This window comes from Spirosoma horti (assembly GCF_054776595.1).
In genome coordinates this window covers 139,958-158,831 of record NZ_BAAHBQ010000010.1, presented here as the reverse complement: position 1 = coordinate 158,831, position 18,874 = coordinate 139,958, and the positions used below count along the sequence as shown (strand labels likewise).

Annotated in this window: 15 protein-coding genes; 1 reads left to right on the top strand and 14 read right to left on the bottom strand. The window is 49.7% G+C overall.

Annotation, left to right across the window (positions count from 1 at the left end; genetic code table 11):
- Positions 1–6: 6 nt before the first annotated feature.
- Together ACYVAM_RS27730 and ACYVAM_RS27725 are read right to left on the bottom strand one after the other, a co-directional pair.
- The gene (locus ACYVAM_RS27730) at positions 7–2,277 is read right to left on the bottom strand and encodes a heavy metal translocating P-type ATPase (protein ID WP_461073195.1); all 2,271 of its coding nucleotides are present in this window, start codon (positions 2,275–2,277) and stop codon (positions 7–9) included.
- Positions 2,278–2,359: 82 nt separating this feature from the next.
- Positions 2,360–2,983 carry a helix-turn-helix domain-containing protein gene (locus tag ACYVAM_RS27725; RefSeq protein ID WP_461073193.1) on the bottom strand — a complete coding sequence of 208 codons (624 nt, stop codon included), beginning with the start codon at positions 2,981–2,983 and terminating at the stop codon, positions 2,360–2,362.
- A gap of 659 nt (positions 2,984–3,642) precedes the next feature.
- Between ACYVAM_RS27725 and ACYVAM_RS27720 the strand changes: the two genes are divergently transcribed.
- Positions 3,643–5,703, top strand: coding sequence for a heavy metal translocating P-type ATPase (locus tag ACYVAM_RS27720; protein WP_461073265.1), 2,061 nt, complete (start codon positions 3,643–3,645; stop codon positions 5,701–5,703).
- Between the two features lie 125 nt (positions 5,704–5,828).
- Here ACYVAM_RS27720 and ACYVAM_RS27715 read toward each other — a convergent pair whose 3' ends face one another.
- The 12 genes from ACYVAM_RS27715 to ACYVAM_RS27660 all read right to left on the bottom strand — a co-directional run bounded on the left by ACYVAM_RS27715 (position 5,829) and on the right by ACYVAM_RS27660 (position 18,841).
- Entirely contained in the window at positions 5,829–6,272 is a 444-nt protein-coding gene (locus tag ACYVAM_RS27715; protein WP_461073191.1) for a 5-fold beta-flower protein, read from the bottom strand.
- 255 nt (positions 6,273–6,527) lie between these two features.
- Positions 6,528–8,405: an efflux RND transporter periplasmic adaptor subunit gene (locus ACYVAM_RS27710; RefSeq protein WP_461073189.1), complete on the bottom strand. Its 1,878-nt coding sequence runs from the start codon at positions 8,403–8,405 to the stop codon at positions 6,528–6,530.
- Positions 8,406–8,407: 2 nt separating this feature from the next.
- Entirely contained in the window at positions 8,408–9,805 is a 1,398-nt protein-coding gene (locus tag ACYVAM_RS27705; protein WP_461073187.1) for an efflux RND transporter periplasmic adaptor subunit, read from the bottom strand.
- Positions 9,783–11,051: a TolC family protein gene (locus ACYVAM_RS27700; RefSeq protein ID WP_461073185.1), complete on the bottom strand. Its 1,269-nt coding sequence runs from the start codon at positions 11,049–11,051 to the stop codon at positions 9,783–9,785. The genes ACYVAM_RS27705 and ACYVAM_RS27700 overlap by 23 nt, the downstream gene beginning before the upstream one ends.
- Positions 11,038–12,981, bottom strand: a complete 1,944-nt coding sequence (locus ACYVAM_RS27695; RefSeq protein WP_461073183.1) for an efflux RND transporter permease subunit — start codon at positions 12,979–12,981, stop codon at positions 11,038–11,040. Before ACYVAM_RS27695 ends, ACYVAM_RS27700 begins: the two co-directional genes overlap by 14 nt.
- Before the next feature lie 2 nt (positions 12,982–12,983).
- A complete protein-coding gene (locus ACYVAM_RS27690) occupies positions 12,984–14,384 on the bottom strand; it encodes an efflux RND transporter permease subunit (protein WP_461073181.1) in 1,401 nt (466 codons plus the stop codon).
- A 101-nt stretch (positions 14,385–14,485) separates the two neighbouring features.
- Positions 14,486–14,713, bottom strand: a complete 228-nt coding sequence (locus ACYVAM_RS27685) for a heavy-metal-associated domain-containing protein (protein WP_461073179.1) — start codon at positions 14,711–14,713, stop codon at positions 14,486–14,488.
- Positions 14,714–14,805: 92 nt separating this feature from the next.
- Complete coding sequence (locus ACYVAM_RS27680; protein ID WP_461073177.1) at positions 14,806–15,231, bottom strand: helix-turn-helix domain-containing protein; 426 nt, start codon at positions 15,229–15,231, stop codon at positions 14,806–14,808.
- 196 nt (positions 15,232–15,427) lie between these two features.
- Positions 15,428–15,892, bottom strand: coding sequence for a DUF3347 domain-containing protein (locus ACYVAM_RS27675; protein WP_461073175.1), 465 nt, complete (start codon positions 15,890–15,892; stop codon positions 15,428–15,430).
- 188 nt (positions 15,893–16,080) lie between these two features.
- Positions 16,081–16,878: a class I SAM-dependent methyltransferase gene (locus ACYVAM_RS27670; RefSeq protein WP_461073173.1), complete on the bottom strand. Its 798-nt coding sequence runs from the start codon at positions 16,876–16,878 to the stop codon at positions 16,081–16,083.
- A 7-nt stretch (positions 16,879–16,885) separates the two neighbouring features.
- The gene (locus ACYVAM_RS27665; RefSeq protein ID WP_461073171.1) at positions 16,886–17,752 is read right to left on the bottom strand and encodes a DUF2911 domain-containing protein; all 867 of its coding nucleotides are present in this window, start codon (positions 17,750–17,752) and stop codon (positions 16,886–16,888) included.
- 9 nt (positions 17,753–17,761) lie between these two features.
- Positions 17,762–18,841: a YncE family protein gene (locus tag ACYVAM_RS27660; RefSeq protein ID WP_461073169.1), complete on the bottom strand. Its 1,080-nt coding sequence runs from the start codon at positions 18,839–18,841 to the stop codon at positions 17,762–17,764.
- Positions 18,842–18,874: the final 33 nt, after the last annotated feature.

The following is an 18,874-nucleotide window of genomic DNA, read 5'->3' as shown; positions in this document are numbered from 1 at the left end:
TACGGATTAGAGTTTCAGGGTTCGTAATCGCAGACTATTAGTCACGACGGACACTGAACTAAGGGCCATGGCAGCCCCGGCAATCATGGGGTTGAGTAAGTAACCATTGATGGGATACAACAGTCCTGCGGCAATAGGAATACCGATCAGGTTGTAGATGAATGCCCAGAATAAATTCTGTCGAATCGTCTGAACGGTCTTTTGAGAAAGTAGTAATGCTTTCGGTATGCTATTCAGGTCCGAGGTAATGAGCGTCATCTTGGCCACGTCCATCGCAATGTCCGACCCCCGCCCCATCGCAATACTAACATCTGCCTGCGCCAATGCCTGCGAGTCGTTGATACCATCGCCGACCATCGCGACGATCTTGCCCTGAGCCTGTAATGCTTTAACGAACTCGGCTTTATCAGCGGGAAGCGTTTCCGCCCGGTAGTCACTAAGTCCGACTGATTTGGCGACAGCTTTGGCAGTCTGCTCGTTGTCGCCGGTCATCATATAAACGGCAATACCGCGTTTTTTGAGGGTATGAACGGCATGGCGAGAGTTTTCTTTGACCGGGTCAGCAATAGCCAGGACTGCTAAAATGCGCGTCTCATCGGCAAAATACACCACTGTTTTGGCTTGTTCCTGCCAGCCAGCGGCCAGCTTTTGAACAACTGAACCCGTCATGATGTTCTGTTCAGCCACTAGCCGGGCATTCCCCACGATATAAGTCGTGTTCGCAAAGCGACCCGATACACCCCGGCCGGTTAAACTCTCGAAGCCGTCGAGAGATGTACCAGTAATACCGTTGGTTCGCAGGTTATCCACTACCGCATCCGCTAAGGGGTGTTCAGATTTCGCTTCCAGTGCGTAGAGTATGGACGACAAGTTGACAATCTCAGCTTCGCCAGTCTGCCAGATCATATCCGTCACCGTTGGTTTACCTTCGGTAATGGTGCCGGTTTTGTCAAGTACTACTGCATTTACTCTATAGCCCAGTTCCAGACTCTGTGCATCCTTAATAAGGATATTATTTTCAGCCCCTTTTCCTACGCCGACCATGATGGCTGTGGGTGTCGCCAGACCCAACGCACAGGGGCAGGCAATGACCAGTACCGTTACGGAAGTCAGAAGGGCGTGCGTAAACGCATTTTCTCCTCCGAACACCATCCAAGCAACGAACGTAAATAAGGAAATGCCAATGACTACGGGTACAAAAATACCGGCAATTTTATCGACCAACTTCTGAACCGGTGCTTTGCTACCCTGTGCTTCCTGCACCAAACGGATGATTTGCGCCAGCACGGTTTCACCGCCTACCTTTTGCGCCGAGAATCGGAACGATCCTTTCTGATTAATTGTCCCCGCAAATACCTCGTCTCCGGTTCGCTTCGCCACGGGGATGGCTTCGCCAGAAATCATGCTTTCGTCCACAAACGATTCACCGGATTCAACAACTCCGTCCACGGGTATCTTTTCCCCCGGCCGCACAACGATCACCAGACCGACGTGAACCTGAGCAATCGGCAGTTCACGTTCGATACCGTTCTCGACGATACGGACTGTTTTGGGTTGAAGGCCCATCAGCTTCTTGATGGCTGAAGAGGTAGTTGATTTGGCCCGTTCTTCAAGTAGCTTCCCCAGTGAAATAAACGCAATCACTACGGCCGCAGCCTCGAAATAAACGTGTGAGTGTAGACCCCGACGGTGCCAAAACTCAGGATATACTGTATTAAATGTGCTGAATAGAAAGGCAATTCCCGTCGAAAGCGCTACCAGTGTATCCATGTTAGCCTTACCATGGCGGGCCTGCTTCCAGGCGTTGACAAAGTAAGATCGACCCAACCAGAAGACCACTGGAGCTGATAGGCCCATCATGATCCAATTGGCATAAGGTAAGTTCATGAGGAACATACCCAGCAGGATAACTGGCACAGATAGGATGCCCGACCATAGGGTCCGCTTTTTTAGGGATTCGTAGTGTCGCTGCTGCGCTTCCTGCTGTACCTGCTGCGGGTCTTCAACATCAACGACTAAGTCATAGCCAATTGATTGCAGAACCTGTTGCATTCCAGTAGGGGTGATGGCTTTATCATTGTACTCAACCGTCGCCGACTGGTTGGCATAGTTTACAGTGGCTTTCTCGATGCCGGGCGTATTGTTAAGTATGGATTCGACGCTGACCGCACAGGCTGCACAGGTCATTTCCAACACAGGAAAGGTCTGTTTTTTATTAATTACGATGAGCCGCTCTGGTACAGATGATCGATTCGTCGGGTGAGTTTGCGTTTCCATAATTGAACTAAGTACTAGCAACGCAAAGGTCGGCACCCTACCCGCGCCGGGCAGTATATAATCCCCGAACGAGTTTGTAAGATTACTGTGGCGTTCGCTGGAGCGTTTGCTTTTCGCGCCGAATAGAACGGAAATAAGCTGGAGATAATCCCGTCAATCGTTTGAATTGGTTCGACAAGTGGGGAGCACTACTGAAGCCCGTTTCATAGGCAATGTCGGCGAGTGGCAAATCCGTGTAAACCAGAAATTCACGCACTTTATCCAATCGTCGGTTGATGATATATTTTTCAAGAGTAATTCCCTCCTGCGCAGAAAATAACGCACTAAGGATCTCATAATCCATGGGGATCTGTTGAGTAATTAGTTCAGAAAACCGGATTTTGTGGTCACCCAAATCCGTTCGACTCATTAGCTTCTCCACCACCACTTTCACGGCGTCAACGGTAGCCGTTTTGGCATCCGTCAAGAGCGAAAAACCCTGTTGCTCCAGGGCCGACCGAACGCTTGTCAGTTGCTGGGCCGAGACCGGGCCATGCACACGCACCTCGCCTAGCCGGACATCGGTTATAATCAACCCTTGTACTGCTATCTCTGCCCGTACTACGTCAATACACCGGGCGCAAACCATGCCCCTGACTCGTAAACGAATGATATCGGTCGCCTTTGCCTCGCTGATCATATTCTGCTCTTCACCTCTATAACTCACCAGTCAAATACGTAAACACCTGTTTTGGATTTGTTCGGCAGGGAAATACTTGATCTGGTAACGACAAAACTACCAGTCCTGTTGATTCACTCACTTGCAAAATTCAGGCAAAGGATTACAGAATTTTCATCCAACGTACTCTTTATTAATTTATTCGTGTTACTCATTGTAAAGTTATCAGCATCAAGCGGAAATTCGCCTGGTACCCCCTCAGCCTTCAATACGATACCGTTATGACGCACCAACACCGTTTTACCATACACGGACTAACGACCCACGAACAGGCCGAGTCTATCCGCCAGGCTTTAGTGGCTCAGGCTGGAATCCTTGACGCTCAAATAACAGTTGATCCGCCTGAAGCGACACTTACTGTAGAAGAGCATCCGTCCCTGGCTGAGGTGCAACGAGTGGTCTCGTCGGTCGGCGCGTTTCATGTCATGGATGGGCAAGCTAACAAGGCCCCTGTTCATACTCATTCGTCTAAAAAAGAGAAAATAACCGGTGATGAACATTCTATAACCCACCCGATCAGCCATTCCAAAGCTGCTGAATCAACCAGCGAAACCATATCCCCCGCTGAACAGCAGGCCCTCCAACAGATCGGTCATGACGAACACAGCGGCCCGGATAGCACAGAGAGTCAGCAGAATCATACCGGGATGAACTATGTGAGTATGGACCACAGCCACATGAATGCGGGACAGGTGAAGCCTGGCAAAATGGATCATTCTACGATGGATCACAGTCAGATGGGACATGGGGGTGGCCACGATCACGGAGCCATGATTGCCGATTTTCTGCGCCGGTTCTGGATCTGCTTGGGTTTATCCATACCGGTAGTGGCGCTATCCATGATGGCCCAGGAGTTAATCGGTTATCATCTTAACTTCCCTTTCCAAAATTGGATAGTTTTGATTCTGGCCACCCTTATCTATGTCTATGGAGGCTGGCCGTTTTTGACCGGTATGGTGGGTGAACTGCGAACCCGGCAGTTAGGTATGATGACCTTAGTCGCCGTCGCGATCACGACCGCATATGTTTATAGTGTAGTTGTGTCGGTGGGCTGGCTCAGGGGCATGGACTTTTTCTTTGAACTGGCCACGCTGATTGATATTATGCTGCTGGGCCACTACGTGGAAATGAAATCGGTAGCGGGGGCATCCCGCTCGTTAGAGTTAATCGTGCAGATGCTACCCTCGGATGCCCATAAGGTGGAAGGAGATAAAATCAATGATGTTAACGTAAATACTTTAGCCATTGGCGATATCGTGTTGGTACGTCCTGGAGAACGTATTCCAACTGATGGGGAAGTGGTCGATGGGGACAGTGCGGTTAATGAAAGTATGCTAACCGGAGAAAGTGTACCTGCTCAGAAAGCGATGGGTGATGAAGTTATTGCCGGGGCAGTCAATGGGGAAGGCTCACTCAAGATTAAGGTGACGCATAAGGGCGAGGATAGCTATCTCAATAAGGTAGTCAAGATGGTCGAGGAAGCCCAAAACGCCAAGTCACAAACCCAGACACTGGCCGACCGAGCTGCCGGATGGCTAACGATACTATCCCTATCGGTTGGATTTATCACGCTCGTAGTTTGGCTCTGGGTTGGTAAGGATTGGGCGTTTGCCATTGAGCGAATGGTCACGGTAATGGTCACGGCCTGTCCGCACGCCTTGGGTGTTGCTATTCCGCTCGTCGTCGCCATTTCCACCGCCATTTCAGCCCAAAAAGGTCTACTAATTCGCAACCGCACCGCCTTCGAGGAAGCCCGCAAAATTACCGCGATGGTTTTCGATAAAACCGGTACATTAACGGAGGGCGAGTTTGGCGTTACCCGTATCAAGATGATAAGCGGAGAAGGGGATGAATCGAAATTTTTAGCAACAGTAGCAGCCCTGGAGCAGCAATCCCAACATCCGATAGCACAGGGTGTTGTCAGAGAAGCAAAAAAGCGGGAATTGACGTTACCGGTTATACAAAACTTTCAATCGATCACGGGTAAAGGTATATCGGCCACCGTGGACGGTCGGCAGGTGGTAGTCGTTAGCCCTGGCTATTTAAAAGAGAAGAACATTGAGTTACCACCCGATGCGTTTGGGAGTGGAGCCGAGACCGTGGTTTTTGTGCTGATAAATGACAAGGTGATGGGATACATCGCCTTAGCCGATCGGATTCGGGGGGACTCTAAAGAGGCCGTTCGAAGGTTACAGGAGTCAGGCATTAAGGTATATATGGCCACCGGTGATAACCAGAAAGTGGCTGATGCGGTTGCCAAAGAACTTAATCTGGATGGAGTCTTTGCGGAGGTACTACCTGATCAGAAAGTTCAACTAGTCAAAGATTTGCAGGCACAGGGTCAGTTCGTGGCCATGACCGGTGATGGGGTGAATGATGCACCTGCCCTAGCGCAGGCTAATGTGGGGATTGCCGTTGGTTCGGGTACCGATGTAGCCGCAGAAACCGCTGACATTATCCTTGTTAATAGCAAACCCACGGACATTACCAATCTGGTTGACTTCGGTAAGGCAACCTACCGCAAAATGATTCAGAACTTATTCTGGGCTACCGGCTACAATGTCATTGCGATCCCACTGGCGGCTGGTGTGCTGTATCCAAAATTCGTCCTAAGCCCGGCTCTGGGTGCGGTGCTAATGAGTGTAAGTACGGTAATCGTAGCGCTAAATGCTCAGTTGCTGAAACGGAACCTTCATGCTGAAAAGTAAATCCCAAAAAGCCTTTTATAAAATGATTTTTTCCCGTTCAGTAGCGATCAGGTTCTAAATCAATGGCCAGTCGTAAACCAGCCAATCATCAATAACACTCATTAATTAAAGCCCTAGTTGAGTCACTACTGATTCATATGGGAATGCTGATTCTGGAAACAGTGCAGTGCACAAGCGGTTCCTTTGTAACTGTCGTGTACGTTCCCAATTTTTTTACCCTTGGCATCGAAAATGTCACAGGTCTCGTCAGGATTATCTTTGATGGTGAACAGCAGTTCGCCACTGGCATCGTAGTAGGTTTTGCCATCCTTCCCCATTCGGCCCATTTTCTTACCCGTCTTGGTATCGACCAGATTACCTTGCCCATCCACAAAAGCAAGCTTCTTCCCTTTGGCATCTTGAATGATCTTGTCTTTTGTGAAAAGCCCAATGGCTGCACCCGTAGCGTCTTTCACCTGTCCACTGGCACTGATGGTCATCGGCTGCTTGTAATTGGCACTTTGGGCAAACGTATGAAAGGGAAGAGTAGTCAATCCCCAAAATAGAAAAATGAGCGCTAGCGATTTCATAATTGTAAGTTAAATGCTGGTAAAATGCTAATTCGTGTACTCCAGTACCTAATGAATTGCATCAAAGGTGAGAAAACCGACGATTCAATAGCATGACTTTGGTCAGATAAAGTCATGACCTTTGTTGTATTCCTTACTTGCTGAAACGGCTAGCTATCTATCAGCAGATCTAAGGATGAATAGGTAAGAGTAGATAAAGCGCGCTTACCTGCCCCTCATTGAGAAAAACCTGTCAAAAAGCTTGACGTACTCCTATCAAAGTACTTCCTTCGTTTCACCACAAGTGAGCATCTGATCACCGAAATAGGGATTGCGAATTGGCTTTTTATCGCTCAGCCAGTAAGCTCCTTTGCTGTTTTGTGCCATCGGACAATACTGTCGGTACGCTGGTTTACTTAGCATGCCCAGAGTTTTTATACTCTGATAAAGCCCTTCTTCAAACTGGGCATAGGCAGCACGCTGTTTCTCAATGGCTCCCGAATTACGAATGCTCTTCAGAGCCTGATTCATAGCTGTTAGCTGGGTCATCCAGGTTGAATGAACCGGGCCGGAAAGCTGGCTCATATCCACGCGGGTCAGGACGATTTCAATTCGACTTGCTGCGGCTTTGGCCTGGCCCGCATCTGAGCTAATTAGGGCATCAGTAAGTTTTAACGAGGCTTCGTACACGTCCGTCACCTGCTTTTTGACAACCTCTGGGTTTTGACTAACCTTGGGAGAGGGAGACTTCGATAGCTGTATGGCGTTAGAGACTGCTGTAGGAATGGCCGCTTCGGTAGGCAGGTCGGATTGCCTACCATCGCCCGGCCGCACCATCGCCGTTGATTTGACACCTACCTCATCCACCTGGTTTGTGAACGGATTGATGCCTTTTTTTAGGATCAGTTCACTGTAAAGTAGATAAGCCCCCGATATGGCAACTTGTTCGGTGCCGGATAAACCCTTAAGGATAGCAACCCGCTGATCGGTTTCCGTACCCGTTTGTACTTGGCGTGGCTGAAATGTACCCGTTCCCGTTTGTACGAAAACCACGGTGCCGTTACCCGACCGCACTACGGCATCGACAGGCAAACTAAGGCCCTGCTGGACACCGTGCTGAATCAACACGCGCGCCTGCTGGCCTGGCTGGAATTTCCCCCCTGGATTTGCCATAACCGCCCGCATCGTCAATATCTGACTGCCAGCCTTATATTCTGGATTTAGAAAAGTTACCCGAGCTGTCAGCGATTGCCCGGTTTCATACCCAACAATTTGAACTGGTACCCGGTCCCCAACCTTAACTAAACTGGCTTCCCCGGCATACAGATCAGCTTCGACCCACAATTGACTTAGGTTGACCAAGCGGTAAAGCAGGGTCCCTTCGGTCACGTACTGTCCTTCATTAACAGCAATTTCCTGCACCGTTCCCGAAGCTGGTGCCACAAAGGGAATCCGTGGTTGAACCTGGCGCGTTTTAGCCAGTGTAGCAATTTGCTCGGGGGCCATTCCATACAGCCGAAGTTTCTGTTCAGCCGCCTGACGAAATTGACTATAGCGCCGGGCCACGTCCGGTTTTTCGGAATTGCCTAACTCAATTTCTTGCTGCAAAGCCACAAGGTACTCCTGCTGATTGGTTAGTAAGGGTTCGCTGTAAATTTCATACAGTACTTGCCCCTTACGTATGAGCTGCCCAGTTTCCTTCACATACAGCCGTTCGATACGGCCGGATACCCGGCTACTGATCACATCGGTCTGTTCCTGATCGGTTGTAAGACGGGCATTGAGTACTGTCGTATTACCGAATGCGGCCTGGCCAATGGTTCCCGAAGATACCGGTTGTACCGTCACGTTGGCTAATTGCATCTGACTGGCACTCAGCACCAATTCTGCCGCTTTAGACCCACGTTTGACGACGGGCACCAAATCCATTCCACAAATTGGGCAGGCACCGGGCGCACTCTGCACGATTTGTGGGTGCATAGGGCAGGTATAACTCGTGCCTCCTGGCTGACTGGCCTCATGTTTATGAAGCTGATTGTCGGTCTGTAGCGTTGTCGAATCCTTCTTCGTTTGGTCAGCCGATTTCCGTTGCTGGCAGGCGGTATTGAGCAATACCAGCAGAGCCACTGAACCATATAGCCATCGTTTGATCATGATTATTGGGGCGACGGAGGTGTATTAACAAAACTCTCACTATCAATTAAAAACTGGCCATTTTGCGCAACTTCCTGGTTTTCGGTCAAGCCACTCGTAATAGCTACCCAATTTCCCGAATGTGCCCCTGTCTGGATGCGCATCGGTTGAAAGACACCCTTTTCTTTTTGGACAAAGGCAACTTTCTGATCACCTAAATCCAAAATGGCTGTGGCTGGCAGCCATAGATTATTGGTGGTTGGTCGGCTAATAACGGCACGAGCTAATTGACCAACCTGTTCCCCCCGACCACCCAGTATATAGGCCCGAATGGTTACAAAAAGCGAGTTGCCTTCCATAAACGGAATAACAAAATTTACCCGTGCCGAGCGGGGAGGCTGCCCCGTCTGGTCGAGGGTAATGGTTAGTGCATCGCCGGGTTTGACGCCAGCGGCATCACGGGCGTACAAGCGAAATTCGGCCCAGAGCCGTTTGGGGTTTACAATTCGAAACAGTGTCTGGCCAGCTTGTATATACTGGCCTTCACGTAGCAGCAAAGCGCCTGATTCGGGTGGCATGGCTGAGGATGGAGGTGCGGAAAAAGTAACCTCGTCGGTTCCTGAACTCATGCCTCCGCTAGACATGCCACTCGAAGCAGGTGCCATGCCTGATGCTGGGGACTGTATCGGGGATGGGGCAGTTGTTTCGACGACGTAGCCATCGTAGGGACTATATACGGCTAAAGAATAACTTGGTTTACGAACACGGATGAGATCGGCAAGTTGACCTTCGGTTATTCCTAGCAGCCGAAGTTTTTGTTTAGCGCCCGTGATCAGGGTACTATTTTCGGCGTCGGCCTCAAGTAGATAAATCAGTTCCCGCTGGGCGGTTATAATATCGGGACTGTAGAGTTCCAGTAATTTTTGCCCTTTGCGGACAGACTGATACGTGTAGCGAATGTACATTTTCTCAATCCGGCCGCCGAATCGGGCGGGAATGGTGAAGAGCTGCCGGGTATCATAGGTGATAATTCCGTTCGCATTCACTGTACCGGACTGGCTTCGGCGCTCGGGACGCACCGTCTTAATTCCGGCTACTACCATCGAATTTGTCGGTTGCAAAAGCGCCTTCAGGCTGGCATCAACGGCGAGACTATCCCCGCCACTCGATGCTTTTTTTACCAGATCCATGCCACAAATCGGACAGGAGCCGGGCTTATCCTGCACAATTTGTGGATGCATGGGACAGGTGTATTCGTCTATTACTGAGGCATGATTATGTCCGAGTGGTTCGCCTTTTCGGTGACCAGTAGCAGACGCATCCTTGTTTTCGCTACCGGTACGACAGCTTGCCAATATGAACAGAACCAGTAGGGTAAACAGTCCGCCCGTGGTCAGGTTATTTTTCCAGTTCTTTTTCATAACTAACAATCATGCGGTAATAATCTTGTAAGCGAGCCAGGTAATCCATCTGGGTCATATTGAGCGTTTCCCAGGCATCTATGACGACGGGAAGTTCCCCTTTATTCTGCTCGTAGCCGATGAGCTGCGTATCGTAGTTTTTGCGAAGTGTGGGGATAATGCGGGTCTCGTAATTGGTGAGCTGCCCTTTCAGGTTCCGAATATCGGTCAGCATCTGAGCGACCATTCCCTGCGTTTCGTTAAGCATACCTTCCCGCTCGTAACGCATGGCGTCGATATCAGCCGTCATGCCCTTTATTTCTGCCTTGTACATGCGCGATGCCCAGGGTACAATCGGTATCGAAATCATACCCATCAGGGTAAACTGCGTGGGCATCATGCTCTTGGTGCCCGCAAAAGGTTGCATGTGGTCGAATCGGACGCGAAAGTCAGGTTTCGCCTGTGCTTTCTGGGCTTCAATACCCGCCTGCATACTCAGGATTTGCCGATCCATCCGTCGGATGTCGGAGCGTACAGACCCAATTTCATCTGTAGTAGGCACAATTGGGGCCGGTTCTGTAGGATGGTACGCGGTGTCTATGCGGAAGACCACGGTTTTAGAGCGGTTCATGAGCGTATTGAGGCCAATCTGTTTCCGGGTTATCTCGGCATCCGTCATGGAAAGCATATTATCCAGTTCATACAACCGACCTTGGGCTTTGTAGACGTTGCCTAAACTGCCCTGTTGATAGGGATACCGGATGTCGGCCAGCTTTTTCATGGTTTGTAGAATCCGCCTATTTTCGGTCAGCACAACCCTTCGTTTTTCGAGCACTAACCAGTCAAAATAGAGTTGTTTGGCATCGCTGCGCAGCCGGTTGAGCGTTATACCCCTGCCTGCCTCTTCAACCCCTGCCTTCGATTCCTGAAAAATCTGCGTAGCTCGTTGTTTGAGCGGATTGGGAATGTCCTGTTCAACGGAAATCATACCATATCCTTTATCCCGATCATCCATTATCATTTGCGCTGGATAAGGAGCCATAAATGTGCCCATACCCACCATGGGGGCCATCCAGCTTCGTGCCCCTTCGGCATAAGCGCGGGCCGCAGCGGCCCGGCTACCGAAGGGCCTTAATAAAGGATTATACTGGTCAATTCGAACCAGTACACTGTCCAACGGCAGCACCGGTATGGGCTGCGTTTGTCCGAATACCCGGCCTGTTAACAGAAGCAGGCTTAGGCCGAGTATATGATTAATGCGAAGCATCCAACACATCAAGTTTTCCAAATTTTCGTAATTCATACTCTTTCGTCATCAAAAAGATGAGTGGCGTTACCAGCAGAATATGCGTGGAGGAGGTCAGTACACCGCCAATCATGGGCAACACAATCGGTAGCATCACGTCGCTACCGACACCATTGGCCCAAAGCACCGGTACCAGACCAAAGAGGGCCACCGAAACGGTCATGATTTTAGGGCGGAGTCGTTTAGCTGCGCCATTGATAACGTATTCGCGTAGCTCGTCCTGACTGATGGCCTCTTGTGAATTGCCCCGTTTAGCCACGAGTTGCTTCATGGCATCATTAAGGTAAATGACCATCACAACACCCGTTTCGACGGCAATACCAAAGAGGGCGATGAAACCCACCGCCACTGCCACCGACAGATTTACCCCATAGAAATAGACCATATACGCCCCACCGATGAGGGCGAAGGGAATTGTAATTAAACTCAGAAAGGCCTCCCGAGCTGAGCCAAAGGCCAGATAGAGCGAAATAAAAATGATGACCAGGACAATGGGCGCAATCAGCAGTAAGGTTTGCTTCCCCCGAATCAAGTTTTCGTACTGACCGCTCCACTCCAGGAAATAGCCGTTGGGTAGTTTCAATTCCCGGTTTACTTTCGCGATGGCTTCTTCCACCGTTCCGCCCAAATCCCGTTCCCGCACGTTAAACATCACGGCTCCGCGCAGCAGCGCATTGTCTGATGAAATCATAGGCGGGCCATCCTCAAATCGTACCGTGGCTACCGTGGACAGTGGAATGGTGCCGAACGATGCCGTGGCAATGGGAATCCGCCGAATGCGTTCGACACTATTGCGGTAATCCTGGGCCAAACGAACATTGATGGAAAAACGCCGTCGGCCTTCAATGGTCTGTCCAATGGGTGAGCCACCAATAGCCGACTCAACTACACCATTGACATCATCGACGCTCAGGCCGAAGCGACCCAGCGCATCCCGGTTGACTTCAACCGTAAGATACTTCCCCCCCGTTACTGGTTCGACGTACAAATCCTTCACGCCAGGTACTCCTTCCAGGGCGGCTTTTACCCGCTCGGAAACGGTATAGATGCTGTCCAGCGATTGACCGTGTACTTTGATACCCACATCGGTGCGTATGCCGGTTGAGAGCATATTGATCCGGTTGATAATGGGTTGCGTCCAGCCATTGACGACACCTGGAATCTGGAGTTTCGCATCCAGTTCGTTAATCAAATCTTTTTTGGTGAGGCCCTCCCGCCACTGGGTCTTGGGTTTGAGCATGATAATGGTCTCAATCATGCTGATGGGCGAATTGTCAGTAGCCGTTGAGGCCCGGCCCGCTTTTCCTAATACCTTTTCCACTTCTGGGATGGATTTAATCAGTTTATCCTGAACCTGCAAAATCCGTTTAACTTCCGCATTCGAGATGTCGGGTAGCGTCACCGGCATAAACAGGATGCTCTGCTCATCTAAGGGAGGCATGAATTCTGATCCCAGACTCATCAGCATGGGTACACTGATGGCCAGTGCAAGCAGATTGATGGCGATAGTTGTTTTGCGCCAACGCATGACCCACCGAATGATCGGTTCATAAACCCGTTCCAATACCCGATTGATGGGATTGGCGTGGTCATCCTTGAACTGCCCTTTCATGAATAATGATAACATTACCGGAGCCAGCGTCACCACCAAAAATGCATCCACCAACAGGATGAATGTTTTGGTCCAGGCTAATGGGTGAAACAGCTTACCCTCCTGACCAGTCAATAGAAATACCGGTAGAAACGAGGCAATGATGATAATGGTCGAGTAAAATACACCCCGTGAGACTTGAATGCTCGACTTTTCGATGATGGCCAGGCGCTCGTCTTCAGGTATCTCCACGTAGGATTTTGGCCCTAAGCCAAATAAGCTCTTAAGTTTGTTCCACATGGTTATGAGCGCGTTTGAGGAGTAGATTTGGGGGGCGACTGGGGTGATTTAGACTGTCCATTTGTAAATTCCAATCGGCTGTTAACCTGGCCGTTCGTCGTTTTTTCATTTTCACTACGTTTCGTCCGCTCATCCGTCAATTCAGCTTGCCGGGTCGCTAAGTTCTTATAGGCATTCTCCGCCATGATGATGCCGTTATCGACGATAACTCCAATGGCCAAGGCAATCCCCGTCAGGGACATGATATTGGAGGAGATGTCGAAGGCATTCAGCAGAATAAAGCTCGTAGCGATGGTAATTGGAATCTGTATGATGATGCTGATGGCCGAACGCCAGTGAAGCAGAAACAAAATAACCACCAGCGATACAACAATCATTTCTTCAATCAACGTGTGCTGAATGGAGGCTACCGACTCCTGGATAAGTCCGCTGCGGTCATACACAATGTTGAACTTGACTCCTTCGGGTAAGCCTTTCGCTATCTCTGCCATCTTCTTTTTGACGTTCATAATGACGGCGTCCGCGTTTTCTCCGTAGCGCATCACAACGATACCCCCCACGGCTTCACCCGTACCGTTCAAATCGAAAATACCCAGCCGGGTCTCGCCCGTCATTTGCACAGTCGCCACGTCTGAGACGCGCACCGGTACGCTGTTGAGCGTCTTAAGGGGTATGTTTTGGATCTGCTCGACGGATTGCAGATACCCCGTTGTTTTGATGATGTAACCAATCCCGCTTAACTCAAATTTTCGCCCCCCCGCTTCGTTGTTATTGGCTCGAATCGTGCCAATGACCTGGGGAACCGTTAACCCGTAGTAGGTCAGTTTATTGGGGTCAAGCGTTACTTGGTATTGTTTTTGAAACCCTCCGAACGAAGCAATTTCAGCTACGCCCGATACATTCTGTAACCCAAACTTCACATACCAGTCCTGCACCGCCCGCTGCTCACCTAAATCCATACCCGGGGCCTCCAGTGTGTACCAAAGGATGTGCCCAACGCCCGTTCCATCCGGCCCCAAGGTAGGCGATACGCCTGATGGCAATAGCCGGGAGGCATAGTTGAGCCGCTCTAGGACACGTTCTCTGGCCCAGTAAACATCTGTATCATCATTGAAGATGACATAGACAAAACTCATTCCGAACATGGATGTTCCCCGCACGTATTTTACCTGAGGAAGTCCCTGTAAATTTGTTACCAGGGGGTACGTGATCTGATCCTCAATTAATTGAGGACTACGGCCCATCCACTCGCTAAAGACAATCACCTGATTCTCCGACAAATCGGGAATGGCATCAATTTTGCCGGTTCGTACCGAGTACACCCCCCAACCAAACAACCCGGCGGCAATAAGCAGCACGATAAAGCGGTTACGAAGGGAAAATTTGATTAAGCCTTCAATCATAACAAACTGGCCGCCAGGCGGCCTGGTTAAATAGCTTTCGTTCAGGGCAACAAAAAAGCCGCCCGTTGATGGCGGCTTATCCGAAGCGAAGTCGATGCCCGTTAGGGCAGCGGTTCGGCTTTGTAGCCTGCCTGCTTAACGGCCTGTTCGACTGCCTCAGCCGTTACGCCAGTTGCCGTTACCGTTAGCACTTTGTTAGGGTTCTGCGTATCCACTTGCCAGTTGCTTTCACCAACGGCTTCATTTAAAAAGGGGGTTACTGTGGCTATGCAGCCCCCACATTTGATATTAGTTTTAAATTGAATACCGTTTTGCTCAGTCGTTTCCATGATCTGTTGTCTTTATAAGATAGTAAGACAAAGGTCACTGTAAACGGCTGCGGTTCATTACATAATTCCCGATCCGAATTGTCAATTTTTTGTTAAATCCAGTCTAATGGATTGCGTTGGGTCGTGTTCTGACTTCGATAGGCGGCTGGTGTCAGCCCCGTTATCTGCTTAAACTGATTCGTTAAGTAGGCTACGCTGCTGTAGCCCAACTGCTGAGCAATCTCACTGATCGGAATTTCATTATAACTCAGTAATTCTTTGGCCCGCTCAACGCGTTGCATAATCCAGAACTTCTCAATGGTCAAGTTCTCCGTCGTAGAAAACAGGTGGCTTAAATGGGCATAGTCCAGTCCAATCTGCGAAGCTAAATAATCCGACAGCGTTGTTCGAAGGCTAGCAATACGGCCACTTTGGATCAGATCTATAATCAGGGTTTTGACCTGATTGACTATTCGGGTCGTCCGGTCGGTGAGTAGCGCAAAACCGTGCCGTTCAAGGGCAGTAGCAATTGTAGGCAAATCGACAGAGTTACCTACAATACTTGCCCTTCCAAGTTCAATCTGTTCCACTTGGTAACCCAGTTGTTCAAGTTCGCCCCTTACCGCTCGAAGGCAACGGTCGCAGACCATATTTTTGATATAAAGCTCCTGTGCTGCCATCATTCGAATGATTCACCTAGGAACGGGTATCAAACCGCTCCCAGGTCGTTTGTCATTAAATTTCTTCCTTCACAGACCCACACTTCAGCATCTTATCGCCATAATAGGGGTTACGAACTTCCTTTTTGTCGCTGAGCCATGATGCATTTACCATGGGGCAAAACTGTACGTAGGCTTTTGCGGGTTTGGTGGCTTTAGTCAGGGCTATCATATTGGTCGATAGGGCCTCAAACTGCTCTCGCTGAAGATCAACGTCGCCCGTTTTACTGATAGCCGTCGCGGACGTTTTGGCTGAAACAAGGGCTTTCTTGTCAGTCGCTGATAGCTTGGTGTCATCTACTTTTCCTAATGCCGTGGCCAAAACCGTAGCCGAGGTTTTCGCTTTAGCCCCATCGGTAGCGACTAAGGCATCTTTTACGCCATAATAGGCAGTCAGGGCGGGAGCGGTCGTCTGAGCCGAAGCGGCCAGTGAACTGATGAAGAGGCCTAGAGCGGCCACCGAGAAACGAATGGTTTTCATTGACATTGGTTTATAGTAAAATTGATTGGTTATTTTTAAAATCAAGCCACTTGGTAATTACGCATTATACCGTTGTTTTCGAGGTAACGACAGAAGAAGACGAACAAGCGGGGAACGTTAAATTGGAGCTTGACCGGTTACCGAAGCAAGCGCACCTACGCCCATCGTTTTAAGGAATTGGTGTCGTTTCATAAGTAAGCGAGTGTTCCTTTTCGAGCCTTTTTATCTTTTCTACGTTGTGGGGATGATATGAAATACAGGGCGAAACCCGACGAAATAGTCAGCAGACCTAGTACCGAGAAGGCCCGTAAAAGACCGTTATTAAAGTCGTCACGCCCGTTATAATCTATTGTGTGAAGCATCCATAATACGTCAAATACACGCCATACATCAGTCCGAACGCTTTGTACAGTACCCAGATTAGCCGCTACGTACACGGTAGCGTGGCTAGGTTGGCTAAAGGTGATGACGTCAACGAGTTGAAGTCCGAAAAACAGGAGCCGCATGAGTGCATTGGTTGGTTTGCCCCAGTCAGCTAATGTCAATGATCCTTCCTCCGCTAATACACGCCACATTTCTTGTATAGATTGTTGCTTGTCTGAATCCGAAAGGTGGTGCAAAAGCAGGCTACAGATTATTAAGTCAATGCTTTGGTCCGGATAAGGCAAAGCCGTAGAAAGCCCCTGTTCGAAAATGACAGGCTGACCAGCGATGACCCCCTTTCGGCGGGCAATGGTCAACGCTTCCTTGTCCCCATTTAAACCGAAGACGCTGGCCTTTGGAAAGTGCCGTTGAAATATAAATGCCTGTGAGCCAGTACCACAGCCCACATCCAGTACATAGCGAGGATACCTTCCAACTACCGGTTCCAGCAACATCGAACGGAAGCGATCTTCCTGCATGGTGATGGACATAACCCGGTCGTAGAAACGGGTTAATCCGTTCCAACGCAAGGCCGGTTTGCAGGGGTTGGACACCGTCGTCATGGCTGGTTTACTTTTTCTGCCATTCGGCAATTAACTGATTGTTGAGTGTCACCAAATCTGGTAGCTTCTTTTCCACAGCCAGTTCCGATGACTTTTGAGCTGCCGCAATTGCGCCTTTATAGTCACCCGCACGGGCCAGTAGTTTGGCTTGCAGGTGCAAATAGGTAAAGGCGGGCTTGAGCTGCACCGCTTTGGTTGCCCAGACGAGGGCCTGTTTGGTATCCTTTTCCTGCTCGAAGTAGTAAAGGGCTGATTGAAAATAGATGCCCGGCTGCTCATCCGTTGCCGATCCAATCCGCTTCTGAATATCCGCCATAATACGCTCATCGGCATTACTGACGAGTGGAAAGTGGACGGATGTATTGGCCCAGGTCAGGTACATTACTGCCTGATTGCGTATTACGTCGGCTATCTCAATGGTAAACGATTCGTAGAAGCGGACGGACGGAACGGGTTTAACGGAGAATCGGAGTACATCGTTTTTCTCTTCATAACCTTCCGTACCATGCCCACCGACGTAGCTATTGAAAATTACCGTCCACTCGTTCTGAGTCGGAATAGTGAACAGCGAATAACTTCCAGCGGGCAGTGGTTTTCCACCAATTGTAATCGGATCAGTCGTCGTCAGGATGGTGGCATCCGACGCGCCCGTACGCCATAACTTACCAAAAGGAACCAGCCCTCCGAATATGGTTCGCCCTTTTACAGCTGGCCGTGCATAAACGATGGTTACATCCGTAAAGCCGATTTTCTGCTTAACGGTCGCCGACGGAGAGGGTTCGGGCAAACTTAATTGGGCCAATGCAGATTGGCTAACGCTTACCAGTCCAGCAAGGAGTGTTAAGTAAATAGTGATTTTAAGGGATTGATTCATGCGACTTGATTACTGTTTAAGCACGATTCCATTAGGCTTTTGGCCAACGGTGATATCTTTCAACTTGGTCCGGGTAGCGACATTAATAATCGATACACTGGCGGCACCCTGGTTGGATACATAAGCGGTTGTGCCATCTTTCGTAAAGGCAATGGCATGGGCATCAAGACCAGTTATCACCTCACCGTGGTTCATCCAGGCTCCGTTCATACGCTCGAAAATGATGACTTTGTTACCTGTCCCGGCCTGACTTACCCATAATTCATTGCGGATGGGGTGATAAGCCACGTAACCAGGGGTGAAACCCAACTGCACCGTCTCCGTAACAGCCAGTGAGGCTACATTAATGACGCTCACACTTTGCCCCATTTCATTGTCCACATACATATTTCCATCTGCTCCAGGCCACGCTCCTACGGGGTCTTCACCAACTGAAATGGTTTTAACAAGCGACTTGTCGGTTACCCTGATGACCGATACGCTGTTGCTCATGCCATTGGCCACAAACGCATATTGCCCATTGCTAGACATCGTTACTTCAGCCGGTTCCATACCAACTGGAATGGTTTTTTTGAGGGTTAGGGTTGCGGCATCGTAAACCAGTACTGTCCCATTTCCATCCATCTGTGATGTCCAGAGTTCGGTACCGTCCGGAGAGAACACCGCGTTATGGTTCATAATAGGTGTTTGTTGATTGGCCGTTACCGCTCCTGTTTGTGGGTTTATGACCAATACCCGCCCCATCATGCCCGTTGTTCCCCCTGCATGGCCACCGCTGAGATCCATACCCGGTACGCCAATCCCCAGTTTACTGCCATCAGGGGAAAGGTAAATATGGTGGGGCCACATAATTCCATCGTTCATGGTACTGCCATGACCAGCCGACGCGCTGCCGAAGGAAATCGTTTCTTTAACCTGCTGGGTCGTCAAATCGATTATGGACAGGCTGTTTCCTTCAGCATTGACTACGTAAGCCGCAGGGTAGGTGATAGTTAATTCGGTTGGCTGCATGGATGCCATGTCATGGTTATTACAAGCCGATAGCGCGAGAGGAGCCAGTAAAGCCCCCGCTTTGAACAGGTTGTTCATGCGTGTACTGTTTAGACGAGAGATGAAAACGCG

Excerpts from the sequence above, each read along its gene's own strand:
- ACYVAM_RS27705 (WP_461073187.1), bottom strand. The coding sequence starts at position 9,805 with ATGAAAAAGAACTGGAAAAATAACCTGACCACGGGCGGACTGTTTACC.
- ACYVAM_RS27710 (WP_461073189.1), bottom strand. The coding sequence starts at position 8,405 with ATGATCAAACGATGGCTATATGGTTCAGTGGCTCTGCTGGTATTGCTC.
- ACYVAM_RS27720 (WP_461073265.1), top strand. The coding sequence starts at position 3,643 with ATGAACTATGTGAGTATGGACCACAGCCACATGAATGCGGGACAGGTG.
- ACYVAM_RS27690 (WP_461073181.1), bottom strand. The coding sequence starts at position 14,384 with ATGATTGAAGGCTTAATCAAATTTTCCCTTCGTAACCGCTTTATCGTG.
- ACYVAM_RS27730 (WP_461073195.1), bottom strand. The coding sequence starts at position 2,277 with ATGGAAACGCAAACTCACCCGACGAATCGATCATCTGTACCAGAGCGG.
- ACYVAM_RS27670 (WP_461073173.1), bottom strand. The coding sequence starts at position 16,878 with ATGACGACGGTGTCCAACCCCTGCAAACCGGCCTTGCGTTGGAACGGA.
- ACYVAM_RS27695 (WP_461073183.1), bottom strand. The coding sequence starts at position 12,981 with ATGTGGAACAAACTTAAGAGCTTATTTGGCTTAGGGCCAAAATCCTAC.
- ACYVAM_RS27715 (WP_461073191.1), bottom strand. The coding sequence starts at position 6,272 with ATGAAATCGCTAGCGCTCATTTTTCTATTTTGGGGATTGACTACTCTT.
- ACYVAM_RS27665 (WP_461073171.1), bottom strand. The coding sequence starts at position 17,752 with ATGAATCAATCCCTTAAAATCACTATTTACTTAACACTCCTTGCTGGA.
- ACYVAM_RS27660 (WP_461073169.1), bottom strand. The coding sequence starts at position 18,841 with ATGAACAACCTGTTCAAAGCGGGGGCTTTACTGGCTCCTCTCGCGCTA.
- ACYVAM_RS27700 (WP_461073185.1), bottom strand. The coding sequence starts at position 11,051 with ATGCTTCGCATTAATCATATACTCGGCCTAAGCCTGCTTCTGTTAACA.
- ACYVAM_RS27685 (WP_461073179.1), bottom strand. The coding sequence starts at position 14,713 with ATGGAAACGACTGAGCAAAACGGTATTCAATTTAAAACTAATATCAAA.
- ACYVAM_RS27675 (WP_461073175.1), bottom strand. The coding sequence starts at position 15,892 with ATGAAAACCATTCGTTTCTCGGTGGCCGCTCTAGGCCTCTTCATCAGT.